General features: G+C 61.8%; 19 protein-coding genes. 12 read left to right on the forward strand and 7 right to left on the reverse strand.

Features of this window, described 5'->3' with window-relative positions:
- Positions 1-65: 65 nt before the first annotated feature.
- Both QEZ49_RS15965 and QEZ49_RS15970 read right to left on the reverse strand, forming a co-directional pair.
- The gene (locus QEZ49_RS15965; RefSeq protein ID WP_280388349.1) at positions 66-1022 is read right to left on the reverse strand and encodes a FecR family protein; all 957 of its coding nucleotides are present in this window, start codon (positions 1020-1022) and stop codon (positions 66-68) included.
- Positions 1023-1087: 65 nt separating this feature from the next.
- The gene (locus tag QEZ49_RS15970) at positions 1088-1615 is read right to left on the reverse strand and encodes a sigma-70 family RNA polymerase sigma factor (RefSeq protein ID WP_280388350.1); all 528 of its coding nucleotides are present in this window, start codon (positions 1613-1615) and stop codon (positions 1088-1090) included.
- Between the two features lie 474 nt (positions 1616-2089).
- Between QEZ49_RS15970 and QEZ49_RS15975 the strand changes: the two genes are divergently transcribed.
- Positions 2090-2938, forward strand: a complete 849-nt coding sequence (locus tag QEZ49_RS15975; protein ID WP_280388351.1) for a fumarylacetoacetate hydrolase family protein — start codon at positions 2090-2092, stop codon at positions 2936-2938.
- Between the two features lie 115 nt (positions 2939-3053).
- On the opposite strand, the gene QEZ49_RS15980 is transcribed toward QEZ49_RS15975, so the two are convergent.
- The 3 genes from QEZ49_RS15980 to QEZ49_RS15990 form a co-directional block, all read right to left on the reverse strand.
- Positions 3054-4430: a VWA domain-containing protein gene (locus QEZ49_RS15980; protein ID WP_280388352.1), complete on the reverse strand. Its 1377-nt coding sequence runs from the start codon at positions 4428-4430 to the stop codon at positions 3054-3056.
- 182 nt (positions 4431-4612) lie between these two features.
- Entirely contained in the window at positions 4613-7855 is a 3243-nt protein-coding gene (locus QEZ49_RS15985) for a hypothetical protein (protein ID WP_280388353.1), read from the reverse strand.
- A gap of 321 nt (positions 7856-8176) precedes the next feature.
- Positions 8177-9331 carry a thiolase family protein gene (locus tag QEZ49_RS15990; protein ID WP_280388354.1) on the reverse strand — a complete coding sequence of 385 codons (1155 nt, stop codon included), beginning with the start codon at positions 9329-9331 and terminating at the stop codon, positions 8177-8179.
- Between the two features lie 288 nt (positions 9332-9619).
- Between QEZ49_RS15990 and QEZ49_RS15995 the strand changes: the two genes are divergently transcribed.
- From QEZ49_RS15995 to QEZ49_RS16020, 6 genes are all read left to right on the forward strand, one after another.
- Positions 9620-10075 (forward strand): transcriptional repressor, encoded by a 456-nt coding sequence (locus tag QEZ49_RS15995; protein ID WP_280388355.1) that lies wholly within the window; start codon positions 9620-9622, stop codon positions 10073-10075.
- A gap of 5 nt (positions 10076-10080) precedes the next feature.
- Entirely contained in the window at positions 10081-10995 is a 915-nt protein-coding gene (locus QEZ49_RS16000) for a metal ABC transporter ATP-binding protein (RefSeq protein WP_280388356.1), read from the forward strand.
- Positions 10989-11804 carry a metal ABC transporter permease gene (locus tag QEZ49_RS16005; RefSeq protein ID WP_280388357.1) on the forward strand — a complete coding sequence of 272 codons (816 nt, stop codon included), beginning with the start codon at positions 10989-10991 and terminating at the stop codon, positions 11802-11804. Before QEZ49_RS16000 ends, QEZ49_RS16005 begins: the two co-directional genes overlap by 7 nt.
- 187 nt (positions 11805-11991) lie before the next feature.
- On the forward strand, positions 11992-13278 hold the full coding sequence (ispG, locus tag QEZ49_RS16010) for a flavodoxin-dependent (E)-4-hydroxy-3-methylbut-2-enyl-diphosphate synthase (RefSeq protein WP_280388574.1): 1287 nt from the start codon (positions 11992-11994) through the stop codon (positions 13276-13278).
- A gap of 30 nt (positions 13279-13308) precedes the next feature.
- Complete coding sequence (locus tag QEZ49_RS16015) at positions 13309-13845, forward strand: histidine kinase (RefSeq protein WP_280388358.1); 537 nt, start codon at positions 13309-13311, stop codon at positions 13843-13845.
- 289 nt (positions 13846-14134) lie between these two features.
- Positions 14135-14839 (forward strand): porin family protein, encoded by a 705-nt coding sequence (locus QEZ49_RS16020; protein ID WP_280388359.1) that lies wholly within the window; start codon positions 14135-14137, stop codon positions 14837-14839.
- A gap of 85 nt (positions 14840-14924) precedes the next feature.
- Here QEZ49_RS16020 and QEZ49_RS16025 read toward each other — a convergent pair whose 3' ends face one another.
- The gene (locus tag QEZ49_RS16025; RefSeq protein WP_280388360.1) at positions 14925-15824 is read right to left on the reverse strand and encodes a farnesyl diphosphate synthase; all 900 of its coding nucleotides are present in this window, start codon (positions 15822-15824) and stop codon (positions 14925-14927) included.
- Positions 15825-16023: 199 nt separating this feature from the next.
- Here QEZ49_RS16025 and mtgA point away from each other — a divergent pair, with 199 nt between their 5' ends.
- The 3 genes from mtgA (at position 16024) to QEZ49_RS16040 (ending at position 18930) form a co-directional block, all read left to right on the forward strand.
- On the forward strand, positions 16024-17850 hold the full coding sequence (mtgA, locus tag QEZ49_RS16030; protein WP_280388361.1) for a monofunctional biosynthetic peptidoglycan transglycosylase: 1827 nt from the start codon (positions 16024-16026) through the stop codon (positions 17848-17850).
- A gap of 224 nt (positions 17851-18074) precedes the next feature.
- Complete coding sequence (gene rpmF, locus QEZ49_RS16035; RefSeq protein WP_280388362.1) at positions 18075-18260, forward strand: 50S ribosomal protein L32; 186 nt, start codon at positions 18075-18077, stop codon at positions 18258-18260.
- 259 nt (positions 18261-18519) lie between these two features.
- On the forward strand, positions 18520-18930 hold the full coding sequence (locus QEZ49_RS16040; RefSeq protein WP_280388363.1) for a hypothetical protein: 411 nt from the start codon (positions 18520-18522) through the stop codon (positions 18928-18930).
- A 178-nt stretch (positions 18931-19108) separates the two neighbouring features.
- On the opposite strand, the gene phaR is transcribed toward QEZ49_RS16040, so the two are convergent.
- Positions 19109-19765 (reverse strand): polyhydroxyalkanoate synthesis repressor PhaR, encoded by a 657-nt coding sequence (gene phaR, locus QEZ49_RS16045; protein WP_280388364.1) that lies wholly within the window; start codon positions 19763-19765, stop codon positions 19109-19111.
- 243 nt (positions 19766-20008) lie between these two features.
- On the opposite strand from phaR, the gene QEZ49_RS16050 reads away from it, so the two are divergent.
- Together QEZ49_RS16050 and phbB are read left to right on the forward strand one after the other, a co-directional pair.
- The gene (locus QEZ49_RS16050) at positions 20009-21196 is read left to right on the forward strand and encodes an acetyl-CoA C-acetyltransferase (protein WP_280388365.1); all 1188 of its coding nucleotides are present in this window, start codon (positions 20009-20011) and stop codon (positions 21194-21196) included.
- Positions 21197-21299: 103 nt separating this feature from the next.
- Positions 21300-22028: an acetoacetyl-CoA reductase gene (phbB, locus tag QEZ49_RS16055; RefSeq protein ID WP_280388366.1), complete on the forward strand. Its 729-nt coding sequence runs from the start codon at positions 21300-21302 to the stop codon at positions 22026-22028.
- The last annotated feature ends 51 nt before the right edge of the window (positions 22029-22079 follow it).

A 22079-nucleotide genomic window follows, 5' to 3' on the forward strand; every position in this document is an offset into this window, starting at 1 on the left:
AAATCATGCCTTGTGTTGCGACATTTTTTGTCGGCATTCGCGGCGTGGTTGCGTGGTGGGATTTATCAGCCGCGTACGATCACTACCGGGCCGAGGCGCGTAATCGTTATGCCGAGCGAAGCACCGATAAGATCCAGCGCCTTGTCGGGATCGGCGATGGCAAATGTTCCGCTGACACGGCGTTGGGCCAGTTCGTCCGAGGCAATGATGATGCTGCCGGAGAAATGACGCCGGATTTCGTCGATAACCGCTTGCAGCGTTACGTTATCGACAACGAGCTGTCCGCGTCGCCATGCCAGCGCGACGGCGGGATCGACCGTGCGGACTTTTCCTGCGCGCCCGTTGGTGCAGCAGACCACTTCTTCACCCGCACTGACGCGCACTTTCGGCGTTTCCGACATAAGCGATGCGACGTCTACCGCGTGTTCGGTGACGATCACCTGCGTATCTGCAGCCAAACGAACATTGAAGGCGGTGCCAAGCGCGCGCGCTCTGGTGTTGATTGTCTCGACGGTGAATGGCCGCTTGGCGTCTTTTGCAACTTCGAAATACGCTTCGCCACGCAGCAGATGAACGATGCGTTCGTGCTCGCCGAACTCGAAGCTGACGGCAGAGTTGGCGTTAAGCTGCATGGTTGAACCGTCCGCTAGCGTGACGATTGGCATTTCTCCGGTGCCGCTCATCAGATCGGCTTGCATGCGGATCGGCCCGTCGAGAGTGTAGAAGGCGACGGTCGCTGTGCCGATCAGCATCGCGACGGCAGCCGTCTTCGTGCGTGCGGAGCTGCGCTTTTTAGGTTTTAGCGCGGTCAGTTTGGGATCGGAGAGGATGGCGGAGCGGGCTTCGCCCATCAGTGCGCGCACCTCCTCATAGGCCTCGGCGTTCCGGGGCGAACGGGCGACCCAGGCTTCAAGCGCCCTGTGCGCCGCCGTCGCCTGATCGGGGTCCTGGGTGCGCAAATGCAGATCGATGGCCTTCTCGCGGCGTTTCCGCTGGGCCTGAGCATCGTCGGTGGGTGCCATTGTTATCTCGATCTTCGACCGCTTCTAAAGTGAAGACGATTGAAGCGGCCAAATCGGCGCGTCCGTCAGTCAGATTCTGTTACACGTTCCAGACAGTGCAACAAAGCGGCACGCAGATGGCGATCCACTGTGACGCGGGTAATGCCCAGTTTCTGCGCAATGGCATCGGGCGGCAGCTGATGCAGGCGGTGCAGGACGAAAATGGCGCGGCGGGTGCACGGCAGCTCACGGATTGCGTCTTTTAGCCGGCGCAGGCGGTCCGTGACCTCCAGCATGAAGTCCGGCGCCGGGGTGGAGGCAGGAACGGCGAGCCCTTCAGCCTCGCTGCCAGAAAAAATACGCTGTTCCAATCCGTTACGCCGGGCGCGGTCGATGCCGAGATTGACGGCAGCGCGGGAAAGAAAGGCGCGGATCGAATGGGCGCGGCCAAGTTTCTCCGGCTGCTCCGCAAAGCGAATATAGAGCTCGTGGATGATGTCGGCCGCATCGCTGCCGTGCCCGCGACGGCGCAGCGTAGCCTTCATCTCCTCGTAGTGCTCTTCGATCGCTCGGTTGAGCAACCCGAGCCTGTCGATTTCAATGGGATGGGCCACGTGGGAACCGCTATCTGCAACAGGAGTGGAATGACGGTTGGCATGCGGATCTGCAGCGGCGGATAGCCAATGTCACGCAAACCAGTCATCCGCATAGAGCCATTTGTTGACATACCTAGTCAACATAGGGGCGCAAGGATCTGCGTCATGCCTCCTCGGGTCGTGGCCATCGCGCCACGTTTTGGATCTGTTCCAGCGTGGTGCCAGGCAGGTGAAGCGCGCCGGGGTTCGTCGGCGATGCCGCATTGATGGTTCGCTAAATTTGCATCGGGCGGCGTGCCGCTGGCGGTTGGCGTCATGCGGGCGGTGTAAAATCGGGCGTTTCCGGTTGCGAATGGCGCCTGCATGGCAGCGCATCGGGGCTTCGCGCGGCCTTTTTGTCGGTGTCGGCGAGTTGCCGTCCCGCGCCGAGTGATATAGCGAGTAGCCGCATAACCGCATTCCCTTCCACTCAAAATTGCGAGCGCCGACCCCATGAAGCTTGTGCGTTTTGGCCAGCCCGGTAGCGAAAAGCCGGGTCTCATCGATAGCCAGGGCAAGATCCGCGATCTTTCCGCCCACGTTGACGATTTCGCCGGGGCGAACCTTTCGCCGGCGACGCTCGACAAGCTGCGTGCCATTGATCCGGCGAGCCTGCCGGAAGTGCCTGCCGGTACGCGCCTTGGCGCACCGGTCGCAGGCACGCGCAATTTCATCGCTATCGGCCTCAACTATGTCGATCACGCGAAGGAAACCGGCCAGGAAATTCCGGCGGAACCGATCCTGTTCAACAAGGCGCCAAGCTGCATCTGCGGACCCAACGACGACATCATGTATCCGAAGAACTCGGAGCACATGGACTGGGAAGTCGAGATCGCATTCGTGATCGGCAGCCGCGCTCGCTACGTCGAGGAAAAGGACGCGCTGGCACACATCGCCGGTTATTGCCTTTGCAACGACGTTTCCGAGCGCAGCTTCCAGGTCAAGCGTGCCGGGCAGTGGGTGAAGGGCAAGTCCGCTGAAACGTTCGGACCGCTGGGCCCGTGGCTGGTGACGCCGGACGACATCGCCGACGTGCAAAATCTGGCGCTCACGCTGGACGTGAATGGCGAGCGCAAGCAGACCGGCAACACCTCGACGATGATCTTCACCATCGCGCAGCTGCTCTCTTACATCAGCCAGTTTATGGTGCTTGAGCCTGGCGATGTGGTGACGACGGGCACGCCTCCGGGTGTCGGTTCAGCGCGCAAGCCGCGTGAATACCTGAAGGCCGGCGACGAAGTGGTGCTGCGGATCGATGGCCTGGGCGAACAGCGCGCCACGATCGTGCCGTTCAAGCTCTGATCGGTTGCGCTTCGAGAAGTTGAAGCAGCTTAAAAATAGCGCCGTCCGGTGGCTTCCGGGCGGCGCTATTGTTTTGCGGGACGCGCATCAACGAAACGCTGTTAGGCTCTAGCGATCAATACGCCTGCTGCACCTTCGCCTTGTGCTGGTCGTGGCGCATCATCTTGCGGGTGCGATCCCACGATCCGGCATCGAGATTGCTCGCTGCGTCGCGGCTTTTGCTCTCCATGTCGTTGAGCTTGCTGATCGCGGCTGTGGATGCCGGTGTGCTGCCCGACGAATAGTATTCACGCGAACTCCGGATATAAGCGGCGTTATCTTCCAGAGCTTTCCTGGCGGCGGCGAGATCGCCCTTGTCGCGCAGATCCACGGCGCGTTCAGTATTTTCGGTGGCGATCTGTTCGGTCACCTGGCTCATGACCGATTTGTTGATACCGCCTTCAATCGCTTCCGCATCGGCTGAAAACTCGATGCTCGCCTTGGTGTTGGCGTTGGCCTGCCGGCCTTCGTCGACTAGGTCAGCATAGGTAATGGAAATGTCTGCCACGTCGGCAGTACCGGTTGTGCGGCCGGACGGGGCGTCCAGCTCGACAATCACATAGCGCTCATTGTCGGCCTGAAGCTGGTTGAGCTTCAGTGTCACGCGCTGGCCCTCGATGTCACCGTCGCGGCCAAGGATGCGTTTGGGCGTGAACCCGGAGCGGCATTCGATGGTGATGGTGATGTCGCGTGCTGCAACCGACAGCGCATCACCGAACTCGCGGTCGAAGATTTCAGCCAGGTCGCTCGGGCGTTCGACAAACACGTGATTGCCGTCCGAGGCCGCGGCGAGGCGCTGCATCAGGTCTTCGTTGTAGTCGAGGCCAAGACCGATGGTGGAAACGGTGATGCCTTTGGATGCCAGCTTGCGTCCAAGTTGGGCGAGATCGTGTGGCTGAGACGGCCCGACATTGGCCAGGCCGTCGGAAAGCAGGATAACGCGATTGACGTTGTTGTCGGAGATGAACTTCTCGACCTGTCGACCGCCCTCCTGCACGCCGCCGTATAGCGCGGTGGTGCCACCAGCCTGCAATCCGTCGATGGCTTTCTCCAAACGTTCGCGCGAGCTGCGCAGCGGAGCAGAGGCGCTGAGAATGTTGACGTTATGATCGTAGGCGACGAGCGCAACGGTGTCGTCGGCGGAGAGGCGCTCCAGCGCAACGCGTGCGCCTTGCTTTGCGGCAGCGATGCGGTCTCCGTCCATGGAGCCGGATTTGTCGATGACAATCGCCACGTTGATCGGCGCACGTCGGGCAGCGTTTTTGCTCGCCGCACTCTTCAGGTTGAGGCGAAGATAAACGCTGCCTGCTTTGGAGGTGTTGACGACCGTGTTGCCAAGATCGGCTTCCAGCTTCAGGGTTTGTGCCGATGCTGGCGGTGCAATGCTGAAAGCAGCAAGTAGCGCTGTGCCGGCGAGCGTGGTTGCGTGCACCGCGCGCGAGAACATGGTCATCGCAAAATCTCCATGTTGAAATGTGCGCGAAGGTTAACGACGGTCCGCGGCGGAAGCGGGATCGCGGCGTGGCGAAACCGCGTCCATTGCAAGGCGCAACAACTTTGCGCCGGGACAAAAACAAAAAGCCCCGCAGGCAAGATGCCGAGCGGGGCTTTGTGATTGGTGTGATGAGCTGAAGGTCAGTTCATCAGGGTGCGCCCGTCATCGGAAGAAATCCGCGCTTCAGCGTGGGGCAGATCTTCCAGGAACAACTGCAGATGCCGCCACGATGTTTCGTTGGTGCGGTTGTTGGCGCGGAAGGCCTGCAGCATCGTGCGTGTGATATCGAACAACGCTTGCTGTTCGCCGGTGAGGCGTCCGTCGCCTGCGTCAGCTTCCAGGTCCTCGACCAGATCGCGCAATACCGTTTCGAACGGGCCGTTTGGCAGCATCATCAGCACCGGCCAGCTCTGGGCCAGATCGTGATACGCATCGTCCAGCATCTGCCGGTCCCAACTGGCATGCGGGCCCTGCAGCTTGCTTTTCATCAGCGTGTAAGCTTCGTCGAACGATGTGCGTGCCTCGTCCTCGCGCTGGCGCATGGCACTGTCGAGCGCGGTGTTGATGCGCCGCGCCCGAACGAACGCTTCGTTGGCGGCAATGGCCGTTACCAGTGCATTGCCGGGGGTGCGGTTCCAGGCTGCTGGCTCTATGCGCATGGCGGTCAGCAGCCGGGTGACGAAGCCTTCGCGAATTTCGGTTGGCGAGAATTCATCTTCCGGCAGCATGTGCTCGATGGCGCGGGCGGGTTCGGTCAGCGAACCGCCGAAGTGTTGGCCGTGCTGTGCAATCGCAGCGGGCGTATCGGTTGGAGCAAGTCGCGGCTGGGCAACGTTCACTGACAGCGTGCGGGCGCGGATGCGGGCCAGCGTCTTATAGAGATCGCGGTGGATGTAATAATAACCGGTGTCCTTGCCCGCCCGCTGTACGCGTCCAAGCGTGGCGCCAGCATTGAGCGTTGAGCGCACGATGCGGCGATCTTCGTCCAGGACTTCGGCCAGATTGATCTCCGCCGTGAAGCCTTTTTCCGGATCGATCGGCTGCAGGTATGACAGCACAATTTCGGCGTTGCGGTTGAGATCCGGCAACAGCGCCACGCCGACGATCTTCTCCAGTTCGGCCAGATCTACGTTGTCGCGATTGGCTTCGAACGAGCGCTTGGCAACGATGGACAGGAATTCGAACAGCTCCGAGCGCACCAGATAGCGATTGGTGGCGGCATCGACCGCAACTGCGCTGATGGTGGCGCCAGCGTTCAGCACGTTCATTACCTGATGGCGAGTATGCGGCTCCAGCATTTCCGGACGCACCTCCGCCATGTAACCGTCAGCGTTGGTGATTGGCTGCATGGCATCCAGAGCTGCGCGAGCATTGTCGAAGGTGTCCGGCAGCAGCGCGTTCTCGATGATCGCTTCAAGCTGCTGCGAGTTGCGGCCCTTGCTGGTGGGCACATCGGCCAATGGCGAGCGCACAGCGTTGGCGCCGAAAAGACCGGTCATGAAAATGAGTGAGTCTATGCCAATGGCGATGGCGAGCGCAAGGTAGGCGAGGCGATTGCCGTCCTGAAACGCGTTCCACGACACAACGAAGCGATGCGCGCGGTCGTCGCGGTTCATCTCGGCGAACGCAATCGTGCCGCGCAGCTCGTCGGTTTTCTGGCTGGGCAGACCGCTGTCGGAAAGACACTTCACCGCGAATCCGAACAGCGCATCGGTGGAGCGCTGGGAAGCCAGCTTGTCGCCACCGACGCAGTTGGCGTTGAAGGTTTTAACGCCCGCCTGCAGCGTGAATAGCGCGGCGGCTGCTTCGCTGGCTTGCTTGGGATCGCAATCGATGCCCGCCACCTTCTGCTTGGTGACGTCAGCGGCATACATTGCGCTGTATAGCTGTGTGCACCGCTGCTGCACGAGGGCAAGACGCTCGGCAGCCGGCGACTGGCGGAACTCAGCACGTGCTGTTTCGAATGCGGGCAGCACGCGACCGGGATCGACGCGCGGGGTTGCGTCTTCGCTGCCTGTGTCGGTCTGCATCATGTCGATGCGCTGGGATGCAGTTTCCTGCTCGCCCTTATACTTCGCCAGCTCACCGTCGATGGAGGCCAGCTCGCGCTTGATCTGCGCGATGCGCGTGTCGGCGGTGTCGAGCCGCTTCTTGGCGTCCTTAACGCGGTCATCCTGAATTTTGTATGCAGCCTGCATGCGTGATAGGTCGCCCATCAACTGGCGGTATACGGGGCCGCGACCTTCCTTCAGCGTGCCTTCGACACCTTTGCTTTCGGCCATTGCCTCGACGCGCTTGGCATCGATGGCCTTGGCGCGGGTGTCGAGTTCGGTCTTCGCGGCTGAATGATCGGCGGCGAGGGTTGAGCGGTCGCTCTCAAGGCGCGCAAGTTCGTCCGTGATGCTGGTCTTCTTGCTGCTCAGGCCAGCTTGCCCGCTCTGCGCGGTGGCGATGCGCTCCTGCTGCTCCATGATGGAGCGGTTGCGGGTTTCGATCTGGTCGTTGAAGTAGCGCTCGATCTCGCCCGAGGAATCCTGCGCAATCGAAGCCAGCCGGTCGAGCTGGTCTTCATACTTGTGCCAGCCCTCGCTCTGGAACAGCGATGATGTTTGCACCTGCTCTTCGTTGGCGATGGTGGCGCCGATATCGGCGATGATAGCGGAAACCTGATTGGTGGCACGCAGTTCCGAAACGCGTTCGCGCTGGTCCTGGGGGAACACGACGTTGAAGCGGCTATCGAACGAGAAGAACACCGATGTCGCCATTGTGGCGAGAAACATCACCCACAGCATCGAGTTCTTGGCCATGATACGCAGCGCCTGCGCGTACGGTGCGACGACATCGGTATGCGCGAACACTACGATCAGGCCGAGCACGCACAGCACCGCGCCGCCCGCCAGCAGCGTGTTGATCACGTAGCCGGTATCAAGGCCGTAATTGTATTGATAGACGGCGATGCCGGCGATCAGCAGTGCGGCACCCAGTATGAGAATGACGATGAGCGGAGCGGTGACGCGTGCAAGGCCCGAGCGCGCAACGGTGTTCATGCCAGTGGCGAAGGTTTCGCCGATCAGCCAGGCGCTGATGAGCATCACGCAGTGAATGCCGAAGGTGAACATCAGTGACAGCACCGGCTCGCCGGTGAAGTTCGTCATGCCGTCCCATGTGGTCCAGCCGCCCGCCAGCGAAAGCGCGATTGCGGCTGAGCCCAACATCGCGAGCTGCCAGTTGGTGAAGAACACGTCTTCGATCACGCGCCAAAGCCGCGGTCCAACCTTGAACATGGCGACCGTCGCGGCGATCACCAGCACGGCAATCAAAACATATCTGGCGTACCCGGCCGGGTTCGCCATCACGGCATCAACTGCCTGACTGAAGTCCATAGGTTTCCTGTCCCATCGGGCGGCCGCAGTACGTGCCCTCTGCTGCTTTTATCACAGCGGCGCAAAGGTCACGCGATGCAGGATAGGTACAGCACCGGACCACTTATTGGCAGGAATTGGGCGATCAAGGTTTCATGGAGAGCTTTTAATGTCGTTCCGGCTAGTGAAACCGCAGCGTTGGCTGGACACGGCTAATGCTTTTTAGGTGGGAAATGCGGTCAGGAAGAATATCGGTCGACGTATTATTCATTAGGTCTTTGAGACACGTAGCCAATGGCGCTGCTGCGGCAGGATAACGCTGCGGGCCATCGCGCGTGCTTCTCAGACAGCCTCGAACAGCGCGGCAAGCCCCATGCCGCCGGCAACACCAAGCGCGGCGACACCGAGCGAGCCGCCACGGCTTTCTCCTCGCGCCATGCGGGTGAAAAGTCGCGTGACGAGCACCGAGCTGGCGGCGGCCAGGGGATGGCCACGGGCGACAGCGCCGCCGTCGGCGTTCAACAGGTCTTCGTCAAGCTCAAGGCTGCGGGCGAAAGCGATGGCCTGCGCGGCCGAAGTTTCATTCAGCTCTATGCAACCCAGATCAGCCATGCTGAACGGACGCGTGCCGTTCGTCAGACGCTGCATCACCTCGATCGGCGCCGAGGCTTCATGCTCCGGCGAGACGCCGCGCGCGGCATGGCTGAGAAAGCGCAATCCGCGCGGCTTGCCGAGCGATGCCCAAACATCCTGCGAGACAACTATCGCCACCGATGCGCCATCGTGCAGGGATGCTGTGTTGGCTGGCGTCAGCGTGCCGTCCGGCAGATAGGGGGCCTGCTGGGCAAGGTCTTTGAAGTCGGGGGCGATGGAACTCTGATCGCGCGCTTCCTCAGGATTGGAGCGCAGCGGCGATATTTCGCCGACAAACCGCTTTGCTTCCCGGGCCTGCTCGGCCTTGAGATGTGAACGTAACGCGTAGGAGTCCTGCTCTGCCCGGCCGATGCCGAACTTTGCTGCCAGCGCTTCGGTGGATTCCAGATGGGCGGGGCCATCCCGCTCCTCTCCCGAGCCCGGTTCCGGACTGAGAAAGCGCGGCAGTTGCGTGAGGTTGCGAGGCTTTGCCACCCGCCACGGCGCGGTGGAGATGGCTTCAACTCCGGCGGCAACGACAGCGTTGGCCTCGCCGAGCGATATGGCTCGCACTGCGGCCAGGATCGCATCTAGCCCTGAAGCGCACTGCCGATCCAGCGTAGCGGCAGGCACGTGCTCGGGCAGGCCAGCCGCAAGCGCGATCAGACGGGCAGGGTTACCGCCTTCGGTGGTGTTGCCGACGATGAACTCGTCGATGCTGCCGGCCTCAAGTCCGCTGTCGCTCAGCGCGACCTCGACCAGAGGCGCGCACAAATCTTCAGCGCGACGGTTCTTGTGCAGTCCGGCAATGCGGCCTATGGCGGTGCGCCGCGCCGCAACGATGTACGCCGATGGAGAATGCATTGCGCGTTGTGGTTCTCGAATAATCAATACGCTAGGGAGCGGGGCAAGACATTCGCCGGGCCCTGCCCGGTGTCTGCCGCCGTTGTTCTGTTTCTGCAATCAGTTAGCAAACACACGATGGTGGCGGAAAAGGGATGCTCTGAAGGAGGGATTTTGCGGGCAGTGTCGCGGCTATGCCCCGGCGGCCCGGTGGTATAAAGTAACGTTTCCGAATTTGCCCGGAGCAATTGGGAAGTCGCGATGACCGAGGCGCAAGCCAAGCCGAACGGGCCTATGCCGTCCGCTCAGATGGAGCGGAAGCTGGCTAAGGCGGTCGAACGGGCCCAACAGGCATTCATGGAAAAGAACTTGCGTTTCACGCAGCTGCGCCAGGACGTTTTCGCGGAGATTGCGGCCACCCACGCGTCGATCGGCGCATACGACATTCTTGCGCGGCTGGCAGAGAAGGGCACGCGACTGGCGCCGATCTCGGTCTATCGTGCGATAGATGCGCTGCTGGAGGCTGGCGTCATTCACCGGCTGGAAAGCAAGAACGCTTTCTTTGCTTGCCGGCGCATCGAACACCGCACCGGGCGTCGTCCCATCTTCCTGGCCTGTGAGAACTGCAATGGAGTGCAGGAAGTGGACTCGGACGGTATTTTTGAAACGATCGACCGGCTGTCCGCTGCAGCATCCTTTCAGCCGCGCGTGAAGTTCGTCGAGGTCTCGGGTCTGTGCGACGCGTGCCGGCCGGGTAAGGACTGACGGACATGGCCGGCACGGATAAAAACCTTACAGCCGCAGCGGCGGCGCCGAATGCGTGCGGTCACGCGTCCGGTCATGGATGCGCGCACGCCCAGGCCGATCATAATTGTGCCGGAGAGGTGCCGGTGTTCAATCCCGACGCGCTCATATCCGCCCGTGGGGTTAGCGTAACGCGCGGCGGGCGCGACCAGCTCATCGACGTCAACCTCGACATCAATGAGCGCGAGATCGTTACGCTGATCGGGCCCAACGGCGCCGGCAAGTCAACGTTGGTGCGCGTATTGCTGGGCTTGGAGAAGCCGACGCGCGGCGAGGTGCACCGGCGGACCGATCTGCGCATCGGTTATGTGCCGCAGCGCTTCGACAGCGATGTTTCTGTCCCGATGACGGTTGAGCGGTTCCTGACGCTTGGTCTTGGCCGCAACGGCGGTCGGGTTGAGGATCTGCTGCGGCAGGTGGATGCTTCATCGGTGGCGCAGCAGCAGCTCGGCCAGCTTTCCGGCGGCGAGTTGCAGCGCGTTTTGCTGGCCCGTGCGCTGCTGCGCAAACCCAACCTTCTCGTGCTCGATGAGCCGGCACAGGGCGTCGATTACAGCGGTGAGGCCGATCTCTACAACCTGATCGGGCGCCTGCGCGATGAAGCCGGGTTCGGCGTGCTGCTGGTTTCGCACGATTTGCATATCGTGATGGCGCGCTCTGACCGCGTGGTCTGCCTCAATCGCCATGTGTGCTGCTCAGGCGTGCCGCAGGCGGTGGCGCAGCATCCGGCCTATGGTCGTCTGTTCGGCCCGCAGGCCGCGCGGGCGTTCGGCATCTATCGGCATGAGCATGATCACCACCACGACCTGGCCGGGATGCCCCATCCTGCCTCGGGCGATACCACCGATAGCGACAGCCCGGAGGGCGGCAGCGCGTGCTGATATTTGAACCCTTCTTTCTGCGGGCGCTGCTGGCCGGAATTGGTTTGGCAATCGTCGCGGCTCCGCTCGGATGCTTCGTCGTGTGGCAGCGTCTTGCCTACTTCGGCGAGACCGTTGCGCAGGCGGGGCTGATCGGTGTGGCGCTCGGCTTAGCGCTGCATATGGATGTCACTTGGGGCGTGCTGGTGGTTGCGTTGCTGGTGGCGGCACTGCTGCTGTGGTTCGGCCGCCAGAAACTGGTCGGCCTCGATCCCGTGCTGGGCCTTCTGCACCATGCCGCGCTCGCCGCTGGCGTCATCGCCACCTCGATGCTGGATGGACCGCCGGTCGATCTGGCCGGGTTTCTGTTTGGCGACGTATTCGCGGTCAGCTCGACTGATGTGACGATCATCTATGTCGGCGGCGCCATCGTGCTGGCGGGCATCCTGCTGCTGTGGCAGCCGTTGCTGCGGCTGGCGGTCCACGAGGAGCTGGCTGCGGCTGAGGGCGTGAAGCGCGACAGGATCCGCGCCGCGTTCATATTCCTGCTGGCGGTGACGATCGCCGTCGCGATGAAAATCGTCGGCATTTTGCTGGTCATGGCCTTTCTGGTGGTGCCGGCCGTGGCGGCGCGTCCCCTTGCCGGGACGCCGGAGCGCATGGTGCTGCTGACGGCTCTGATTGCGGTGGCCAGTGTAGTGGTTGGGCTATGGCTGTCGTTTGCCTTCGACGCCCCCGGCGGCCCCTCGATTGTGATCGTAATGTCGCTTGTGGCCGCGCTTTCCCTGAGCTGGGCGGCGCTGGGTCGCGGTAGCGGGGCCACGCGATAAAGGATTAACCGACGCCAGCCGATGCCAGCCCTCTGGCCAATTGGTGGCAGCTGCATTAGACCATGATCGCTGCGGACCCTGTCAGCCCGCAGCGTGAATCATCGGTCTCAAAAAAAGACGAGAGCCACATCGCGGTTTAAAGAAACGGGATCGTGCTCTAGCTAGACCCTTGGTGCCAATGGCGGATATGCAAGCCATGCAGGCTACGGCCACTCTCTTGATTGCTCCCCGGCGTTCCTCCCATTCCGTCCGTGTCTCGGGCGTGACCGTGGGGGGCGGGGCCCCCGTCGTCGTGCAATCGATGACCAACACCGACACCGCGGATATCGAATCCACTGTGACGCAGGTTGCGGCGCTGTCCCGGGCCGGATCGGAGCTGGTGCGTCTGACGGTGGACCGCGACGAGGCGGCGAAGGCGGTTCCGCACATTCGCGACCGTCTGCTGAAGCAGGGCGTTTCAGTGCCGCTGATCGGCGACTTCCACTACAACGGCCACACGCTGCTGGCGGACAATCCAGCCGCAGCGGAGGCGCTGGCGAAATATCGCATCAATCCGGGCAATGTCGGCTTCAAGGACAAGAAGGACCGCCAGTTCGCCGCCATCATCGATACGGCGCTGCACTGGAAAAAGCCGGTTCGTATCGGCGTCAACTGGGGCTCGCTGGATCAGGAGCTGCTGACGCGGCTGATGGATGAGAACGCACGCGCGGCGGAGCCCAGGGATGCGCGCGCGGTGATGCACGAAGCCATCGTGCAGTCGGCATTGATTTCAGCGGCGCGCGCTGAAGAACTCGGCATGACCGCTAACGACATCATCCTGTCGGCGAAGGTGTCGGCGGTGCAGGATCTCGTCAGCGTTTACACCATGCTGGCTGCCCGCAGTGAATACGCGCTGCACGTCGGCCTGACAGAAGCGGGTATGGGCTCGAAGGGCATTGTCGCCTCCACGGCCGGCATCGGCATTCTGCTGCAGGCGGGCATCGGCGATACGATCCGCGTATCGCTGACGCCGGAGCCGGGTGGCGCGCGAACGCTGGAAGTTCGGGTGGCGCAGGAAATCCTGCAGTCGATGGGGTTGCGCTCGTTCATGCCGGTGGTAACGGCGTGTCCCGGCTGCGGCCGCACCACGTCCACCGTGTTCCAGGAACTTGCCCGCAATGTGCAGGACATGATCACCGACCGGATGCCAGACTGGCGCCGGCGCTATCCGGGCGTCGAGACGCTGAATTTCGCCGTCATGGGCTGCATTGTGAACGGGCCGGGCGAATCCAAGCAGGCTGATATCGGTATTTCGCTGCCGGGCACGGGCGAAACTCCGTCCGCGCCGGTGTTCATCGACGGCGAGAAGGCCATGACATTGCGTGGTCCGAACATCGCGGCGGACTTCCAGAAAATCGTGGAGGACTACATCGAACGCCGATTTGGGAACTCCAAGGCTGTTGATGTGGAGGCGCAGGAGCGCCATACGGCATAGGGCGCAGCCGCAACCCGTGGGGGAATACGAATGACAACAAAAATCAAAATGCCCACGGTGCGCCTTGGCTCGCGGACAATCCTGACAGCGGCTGCGCTGGGTGTGGCGGTTGTCGCCCTTGGCGGATGCTCCGGCTCAAGCCTTCCCGATACCGACCGCGTGTTTCTTTCCGCTGCTGGCGGCTGGGACCGTAACCGCGACGGCGTGGTGACGTGCGAGGAGTGGAAGGAATACGCCACCGAGCTGTTTAATGCCGCCGACGGCAACGGCGATGGCAGCCTGGACCGCACGGAATACGCCAAGATCATTTCCACCGATCGCATGTTCCAGACGGTGGACTTCAGCTACTATGACGCCAACGGCGACGGCAAAGTTGACCGCACCGAATTCGTCGATAAGCCCAATCGCGCGTTCGCGCTTCTGGACAAGGATAATTCGTGCCGTCTGACCGCCAATCAGGTCGCTGGCGCGCGCGCTAACGCTGAACAAATCTTCGAGCACAAGAAGGCAGAGTCCGGCGACCCGCGTGAATCGCAGAAGGGCGGCCCGGGCGTCGGCGGCATGTAGCGGCGGGCGATACGCCATCCGCGCCGTTCCGCAGTGACCCCGAATACCTCGCCGCATTCTTAGCCGATTGTTAGGGCTGATGCCGCTATCTGAGCGGCGCGTTGTGGCCACATTCATCCCGGAAATGGGGCAGCTTCGCCACGTCCCCGCCAAGCTCACGCCATTGGCAAATCCTAAGCTCGAAGCGACGTCATCGAATTGGTTAATTCGATGAACTTTTTTGCTGCCGGAGCGTTAACGCGTGGCTTCAAAACGAACAAACATCCGCAAAAATCAGGAACCCCTCGCCATGAACAGATTGCTGCTTGCAGGCGTTGCCGCCGCTGCGTGGTCCGGTGGCGCTATTGCCGCCGATCTTGGCCCGTATAACCCGCCGCGTGCCGAGCCTTACTACGAGCCCGCCTATGCGCCGGTGCAGAGTGGCGTGTGGAACTGGCAAGGCCTCTACATGGGCGTCAACGCCGGTTATGGCTGGGGCAATGATAACGCCGCTTCTTTCAACGGTATCGGCGGCGGCGTTGGCTACACCAATCCGGACGGTTGGTTCGGCGGCGGCCAGATCGGCTACAACGCGCAGTTCAATTCACTGGTGCTGGGTGTCGAATGGGATATTCAAAGCGCTGACCTCAGCGATTCAACCGTACTCAGCAGCGGCTTCACCGGTGTGACGAGTGACGTCGACTGGTTCTCAACTTTGCGCGGCCGCATCGGTTACGCAGCCGGTCCGGCGCTGCTCTATGTGACGGGCGGTCTCGCTTTCGCCGATGTGCAGTTCAACGGGATGTCGCCGACAACCAGCATTTCCAGCAGCGAGATCCAGACCGGTTACACGGTTGGCGGTGGTATCGAGTGGGCGTTTGCGCCGAACTGGTCGCTGAAGAGCGAATATCTCTATGTCGATCTCGGCAGCGAGACGTTCTCGACGCCATCGGGCACCTACACGACCGAGACCGATTTCCACAGCGCGCGCGTGGGTCTCAACTATCGCTTCTGATCCGGCGCTGAGGCTGCATGCGCAGCGCTCCGCTCTGCCATCACATTGCAAAAGGCGCTTTTCGGAGCGCCTTTTTTGTTGGGTGTCAGTGCTCGCGTTTGGCCGCGAAATGTGCCGCCTGGATGAGAGATGAGGCGCGTTCGCCAAACGGTGCCAGCGCTGCTTCGGCGCCGCGTACTGCTTCAGCAAGCTGCGCGCGCGCATTGTCGATGCCGATGAGATCGACAAGCGTTGCCTTGCCTGCCGCCGCGTCCTTGCCCGCGGCTTTGCCCATCGTTGCGGCGTCGCCTTCTGCATCGAGCAGGTCGTCAGCAATCTGAAACGCCAGCCCCAGATTTTCGCCATAGGTACGCAGCGCGTCACGCTGGGCGGGCGAGGCTGCGCCAAGCACCGCACCGGCTTCGCATGCCGCTGCAATCAGCGCGCCGGTTTTCAGCGCCTGCAGATGGCGGATGTGGCCAGCGCTGGGCTGTGCAGGTTCGTTGCGCTTTTCCGCTTCAAGATCGAGCATCTGTCCCAGCACCATGCCGCGACCGCCTGCGGCCTTCGCCAGCAGGGCCACCATCCGCGCGCGAACGGCTGGATCCGCGTGCGCGCTGTCGCTGGCTATGATCTCGAACGCAAGCGTCAGCAGTGCATCGCCGGCAAGAATGGCAGTCCACTCATCAAACGCTTTGTGAACCGTGGGGCGCCCCCGGCGCAGATCATCGTTGTCCATCGAGGGCAGGTCGTCATGGGCAAGCGAGTAGCAATGAATGCACTCGAAGGCGGCAGCGGCATCAAGCGCGCCCTCAGCCGGAATGCCGAACAGTGCCGCGCTCTCGATCACCAGAAACGGGCGAAACCGCTTGCCGCCGCCCAGCAGGGCGTGGCCCATGGCGGCATTCAGACGACTGCCATTTTGAGGCCCGTATTTTGCAAGCATTTCGGTGAGGTGCTGTTCGATCCGCTCCGCCTGGACGGCGAGCCTTTGCACGAAGGTCATTTTTGGCTACCTAACTGCGATCGGACCAGCGCGCCGGAGCGGAACGGGCGCTAGAGTGCTGCCGGAAAATGGGAACCGATTTTCCAAAAGCACGATGGAAAAAATGGCTAGAGCTGTTTCCTGATCCATCAGAAACAGGAGCGGCTCTAGAGCGGTGAAACAAGCCGCGCATATAGCATCGGAGCGACGCAAGCACAGTATGGAAAGGTCCGATCCTCCACGGCCGCTCGCCAAGGCCTTTCCCGCGTCTCCGGATGGGCAATCGAAGCCATCGGATGAGGATGGGGCTGTTGCTGGCGTCGAGGCGCATGGAGCGTCTCCGCCGCCCCTGGAAACAGTCGAGGGGCCTGTGCAGGCGGGGCCGTTTCTGGGCTTCACAAGCATGGTCGGTCCGGATCTGGATGGCCCGTCTGTCGACGCAAACGCTGCTGAAACGGCCGCTGGTGATGAGTCCGATCGGATGCAGCGCCCTGTCGATCCGGTACTGAGTGAAGAGCCTCCCCCAACCCCTGAACTTTTTCCGCAGCCAGCGGATGCGTTTCCCGATGGTGTGACTGGCGTGGCGATGCCGCAGGAAATTCAAACGCCGACCCTGTCAGAAGAAGCTGCCGTTGCGGATCACCCAGTGCTTGCGACCGATACACAGGGCGTTCCGGCACTGGAGCCGTGGCCCGATCCACTGGAAACGGCGCGATCTGATGGCGACGTGCCGGGCCTGCCAATGGCAGCGGCGGAAGAAATTTCCGGTTCGCAGCCGGCTGAGGACTTTGCCGACGTTGCGAAGACCGCCAATGCTGCGAATGAGGCCCCGCAGCCAATGCCTTCAGGCGCGGCTGTGGCGGGCTTTGAGGCAGGTGAAGACGATGCGGCCGATGAGGCCGTGGCGTCAGATTTAATGCCGCCAGCGGTAGCTGCTGAGCCAACCGCAGGCGGCAACGCGGCAGACACCGCCCTGGGCCTCGCGCCTGCCGATACCGATGCGCCATCGTTCGTGCCGGAAATGTCTGCGCCCATCTCCGCGCCCGTGACGGTGCCCGATATCGGCGCTTGGCGGGCGCCTGAGCCGGCACTGCCCTCGCTGGATGCGCCGACAACCCCTCAAGCATCGAAGCTGTCCCTCCACCCGGATTCGCATAGCGACTGGACGCCGAGCGTAGAGGTGACTTCTGTCCCGGAAACCGCTGCCCCAGGGCCGGACTTTAGCCGCATGTGGTCAGCGCCTCAGGCGGCGGCGATCGCGCCCTCGTCCGCGTTTGTATCCGCAGCCCATGCAGCGGACATCGGGTGGCACAGCCCGCCTTCAGCAGCGCCAGCCTCCGGGCAGCCGGAGAGACGGGACTGGAAGGCGTTCGCCTACCGTGTGGCGCGCATAGGCTTCTTTGTGCTGGTGGGCTGGTTTGCGTTCGTGCTGGCGCTGGTGGTGCTGTACCGCTTTGTAAATCCACCATTTTCTATGCTGATGGCGCAGCAGTGGCTCACCGGAACTTCGATACAGAAGCAGTGGGTGCCGCTGGAGCAGATTTCGCCCAACCTGCAGCGCGCGGTGGTGGTGTCGGAGGACTCGCGCTTCTGCCAGCATTGGGGCATCGATCTGGAAGAAATGGCCAACGCCATCCGGCGGTCGAGCGGCGGCTATCCGCGCGGCGCCAGCACCATAACGATGCAGCTGGCAAAAAACCTGTTTCTGCTGCCGACGAAGAGCTACCTGCGCAAGATGGTCGAAGTGCCGCTGACCGTGGCCATCGAGCTGACCTGGCCGAAGGCGCGGATATTGGAAGTCTATCTGAATGTCGTCGAATGGGGGCCCGGTGTGTTCGGGGCCGAGGCGGCATCGCGCACCCATTTCAAGCGCCCCGCTTCGCAGCTTACGGCCCGTCAGGCGGCGCAATTGGCAGTCTCGCTGCCGAACCCGATTGTCCGCAATGCCGGCCGGCCCGGACCGCTGGTGCGCAAGCGCGCTGGCGTCATTCAACAGCGGGCGGCCGGGGCCCGTGGCGTGCTTTCCTGCATCGATCAGGGGCGTTAACGCTTTGTCAGGTGGTTCGGCTGTCTTCCATGACAACGCCAGACCACTGGAACTCGGCGAAGAATGTAGTATAAGGCGCCCCAACAGGCTTCCCGCTGGCTTCGCCGCCGAGGGGCGCTTAGTGGATATTCGCTTTCACAGTCGGGATTTGCAGGGCCCGAAAGGCCCGGCAGCGGTGTCTTTGGCTCCGCGCCAGCCCGACTTTTACCTCGGAGTTTACTCAAATGGCCGTTCCGCGCAAAAAAGTATCGCCCATGAAGAAGGGCCAGCGCCGTTCTCATCACGCCATCGCCAACCCGACCTATGTCGAAGACAAGGATTCGGGCGAGCTGCGCCGTCCGCACCACATCGATCTGAAGACCGGCAAGTATCGCGGTCGCCAGATTCTTGAGCCCAAGGCAGACGTTTGATCCTTTTTTGATGCCCGGAAGCAGGTTCCGGGCACAAAAAATTGTGGGTTGACGCATTGAGACAGCGTGCCGCATCTGTGGTGCGCTGCAATGTCATGCCGGCTTTAGGGCGTTGCGCGAAAAAATTCTGCCGCTCCGGGAATGGCCAGAAATCGGCGCAATGTCCGGGCAGAAATACGCCATCTGAAACCGCTGGCGGGCAATTTTCGCCCGTTGTGCTCGTGCTCCGGCCAGTGCTGGCCAATAGGGGGAATGCGTTATGTCGCTCCGGTCCATCCCGTCGATCGTCTTTGCTCTGATCATCTACAACGCCGTTGTGTTCGTTTCCGGCGGCACTGAGGTTCTGAGCAATTCGCTGTTTGAAATGCCGATGCTGAGCGGTGGACACTGGAGCTTCAAGGTTGGCGACGCGATCATTCTGCTGACGCTGTTCCTGCTGTTCGCCGAGCTCATTAAGTCGACCTACACATCAACGTCGTCGCTGGTCGACCACGGCCTGTCGATGGTGCTGTTCGTCGTCTGCCTCGTCGAGTTCCTGCTTGCTCCGCTGGCGGCTACGTCGACGTTCTTCCTCATCACCGTTGCGACCGCCATCGATGTCATCGCCGGCTTCACTATCGGCATTCGCGTTGCACGTCGCGACCTCGCTATCGGTGGCATGGAGCATTGATAGCGCGCTGAAGTGCGCCCGTATGTCGGGCGTTCAGTGAACGCACGTACTGCACCGCTAGCAACGAAACAAAAAGAAACCCCGCAGGCCTGTGGCCAGCGGGGTTTTTTCTTTGTGTCGATATATTGCGGGTCAGGTTGGCGAGCCGCAGTTGCGCAGAAATGCGCTGTTTCCGGCGCTAATCGCGATCCTGTGAAAGCTTGTCCAGCTTCTGCTGCATGCTAGCGAGCTGAGCCTTCAGGTCGTCAATATCAGAGCCGGAGTCAGCAGATGTCTTTGTGGCGGCGGGAGCTGGCTGAGGCCGTGCCTGCGGCTGCGCACCGGTTGGCTTGGCAGCGCCGGGCATACCCTGCGTAAATGGATTGCTCCACATCGAAACCGCCTGCTCGAACATCTGCATGTTCTTGCGCGCGAGGTCCTGATAGACCTCGAATGCTGCCGTCGGATTGGAGAATGCAGACGCGAACTGCGTGCGCAGCTTCTCCTGATCCTTGACCAGATTCTCCATGCTGAACTGGAGATATCCCGGCACCATGCGACCGATGCTGTCGTCATAGAAGCGGATGAGCTGACGAAGGAACGGCACGGGTAGCAGGGTCTGCCCACCGACGCGGTTCTCCTGCTCAACGATGATCTGTGTCAGGACGGAGTGCGTGAGATCGTCGCCGGACTTGGCGTCGTACACGACGAAGTCGCGATCGGATCGGACCATCGCAGCCAGATCCTCGAGCGTCACGTAGGTGCTCGTTTCTGTATTGTAGAGCCGGCGGTTGGCATATTTTTTTATGACAACCGCTTCTTTCTTTTCGGCAGATGGGTCGGGTTTGTTCAGCATTCCTGAGAGCCGCCAGAGGTATTTTGCACTGCGGCAGCGTAACACACCCCGGACCGCATGGGCCAGCCGTTTGTGTTGACCGTTGCAGCCAGATGGCGCATTAGCTGGCGGCAAGCCTAAGCTTTGGTAATTCGTGGTTTACGCCACGGCCGGGCTGGCCCCCAGTTTAACGGGTGCTGCCCGCCTTGCGCGTGGCGCCCCAATTCGCAAACTCCACACTCTTCACAAAAGGAGCCTTCCCGAATGAGCGACGACAATACAACCATCGTCATTGCGAGCGCGGCGCGCACTCCAGTTGGCTCATTCAATGGTTCCCTCGCGACCGTAGCCGGCCATGACCTCGGCACGATCGCGATCAAGGCTGCTCTCGAGCGGGCCAAGGTTGAGCCGGGCGACGTGTCGGAAGTGATCCTCGGCCAGGTGCTGACGGGCGCCCAGGGCCAGAACCCGGCCCGCCAGGCTTCGATTGGCGCCGGTATCCCGGTCGACAGCCCGGCCTTCACGGTCAATCAGGTTTGCGGCTCGGGCCTGCGCGCGGTTGCCCTCGGCGCCCAGCAGATCCTTGCAGGCGACGCCAGCATCGTCGTTGCAGGCGGCCAGGAGAACATGAGCCAGTCGGTGCATGCTTCTCACATGCGCAATGGCACCAAGATGGGTGACGTCAAGTTCGTCGATACGATGATCAAGGACGGCCTGTGGGACGCCTTCAACAACTACCACATGGGCACCACCGCCGAGAACGTCGCTCGCCAGTGGCAGATCTCGCGTGAAGATCAGGACAACTTCGCCGTCGCTTCGCAGAACAAAGCTGAAGCCGCAAAGAAGGCCGGCAAGTTCAAGGATGAGATCGCCAGCGTCACCGTCAAGGGTCGCAAGGGCGACGTCATCGTTGAAGAGGACGAGTACATCCGTGACGGCGCCACGCTGGAAAGCGTTGCCAAGCTCCGTCCGGCTTTCGACAAGGCTGGCACTGTTACCGCCGGTAACGCATCGGGCCTCAACGACGGCGCCGCCGCGCTGGTGCTGATGACCGCCGCCGAAGCCAAGAAGCGTGGCATCGAGCCGCTCGCACGCATCGTGTCGTGGGCACAGGCCGGCGTTGATCCGTCCATCATGGGTACGGGTCCGATCCCGGCTTCCAAGAAGGCGCTGGAGAAGGCCGGCTGGGATGCCAAGGATCTTGACCTCGTCGAAGCCAACGAAGCGTTCGCGGCACAGGCCTGCGCAGTCAACAAGGGCGTTGGCTGGGATACGGACAAGGTCAACGTTAATGGTGGCGCGATTGCCATTGGTCACCCCATTGGTGCTTCCGGTGCCCGCGTTCTGACCACGCTGGTGCATGAAATGAAGCGTCGCGGCGCCAAGAAGGGCCTCGCCACGCTTTGCATCGGCGGTGGCATGGGCATCGCCATGTGCGTTGCACGCGACTGATTTAAAGATCGGGGCTCTGGCGCTTAGCGTCGGGCCCCGTTTTTTATCGCAGCACTGAAATCGTCATTATCCAAATCAAGAGACCAATCGAGGGAGGTTCTTCATGGCTCGTGTTGCCCTGGTGACGGGTGGTACGCGTGGTATTGGCCACGCAATTTCCGTCGCCCTGAAGAATGCGGGCTACCGCGTCGCCGCCAACTATGCTGGCAATGACGCCGCCGCGCAGCAGTTCCAGGCCGAAACCGGCATTCCTGTTTTCAAGTGGAACGTTGGCGACTATGACGCCTGCGCCGCTGGCATCGAGCAGGTGACCAAGGAAGTTGGCCCGGTTGACGTTCTCGTCAACAACGCCGGCATCACGCGCGACGCCATGCTTCACCGCATGACGAAGGAGCAGTGGAACGAGGTCATCAACGTCGACCTCGACAGCCTGTTCAACATGTCGCGTCCGGTGATCGACGGTATGCGCGCGCGCAACTTCGGCCGCATCATCAACGTTTCGTCCATCAACGGCCGCAAGGGCCAGATGGGCCAGACGAACTATTCGGCCGCAAAGGCTGGTGCGCACGGTTTCACGAAGGCGCTGGCTGCGGAGAGCGCTGCCAAGGGCATCACCGTCAACACTATCGCGCCGGGCTACATCGCCACTGAGATGGTCGCGGCGGTGCCGAAGGAAGTTCTCGACACCAAAATCATTCCGCAGATTCCGGCCGGCCGCCTTGGCGAAGCCGACGAAATCGCGCGCGCCGTGGTGTTCCTTGCTGCCGACAGCGCTGGTTTCATCACCGGTGCCTGCTTCGACATCAACGGCGGCCATTACATGGCTACCTAAGTGCTTCCGGAAAAGTGGGAACCGATTTTCCGACAAGAAGCACGACCCAAC

The organism is Hyphomicrobium sp. D-2 (genome assembly GCF_029872155.1).
In the GTDB taxonomy this organism is placed as follows: domain Bacteria; phylum Pseudomonadota; class Alphaproteobacteria; order Rhizobiales; family Hyphomicrobiaceae; genus Hyphomicrobium_A.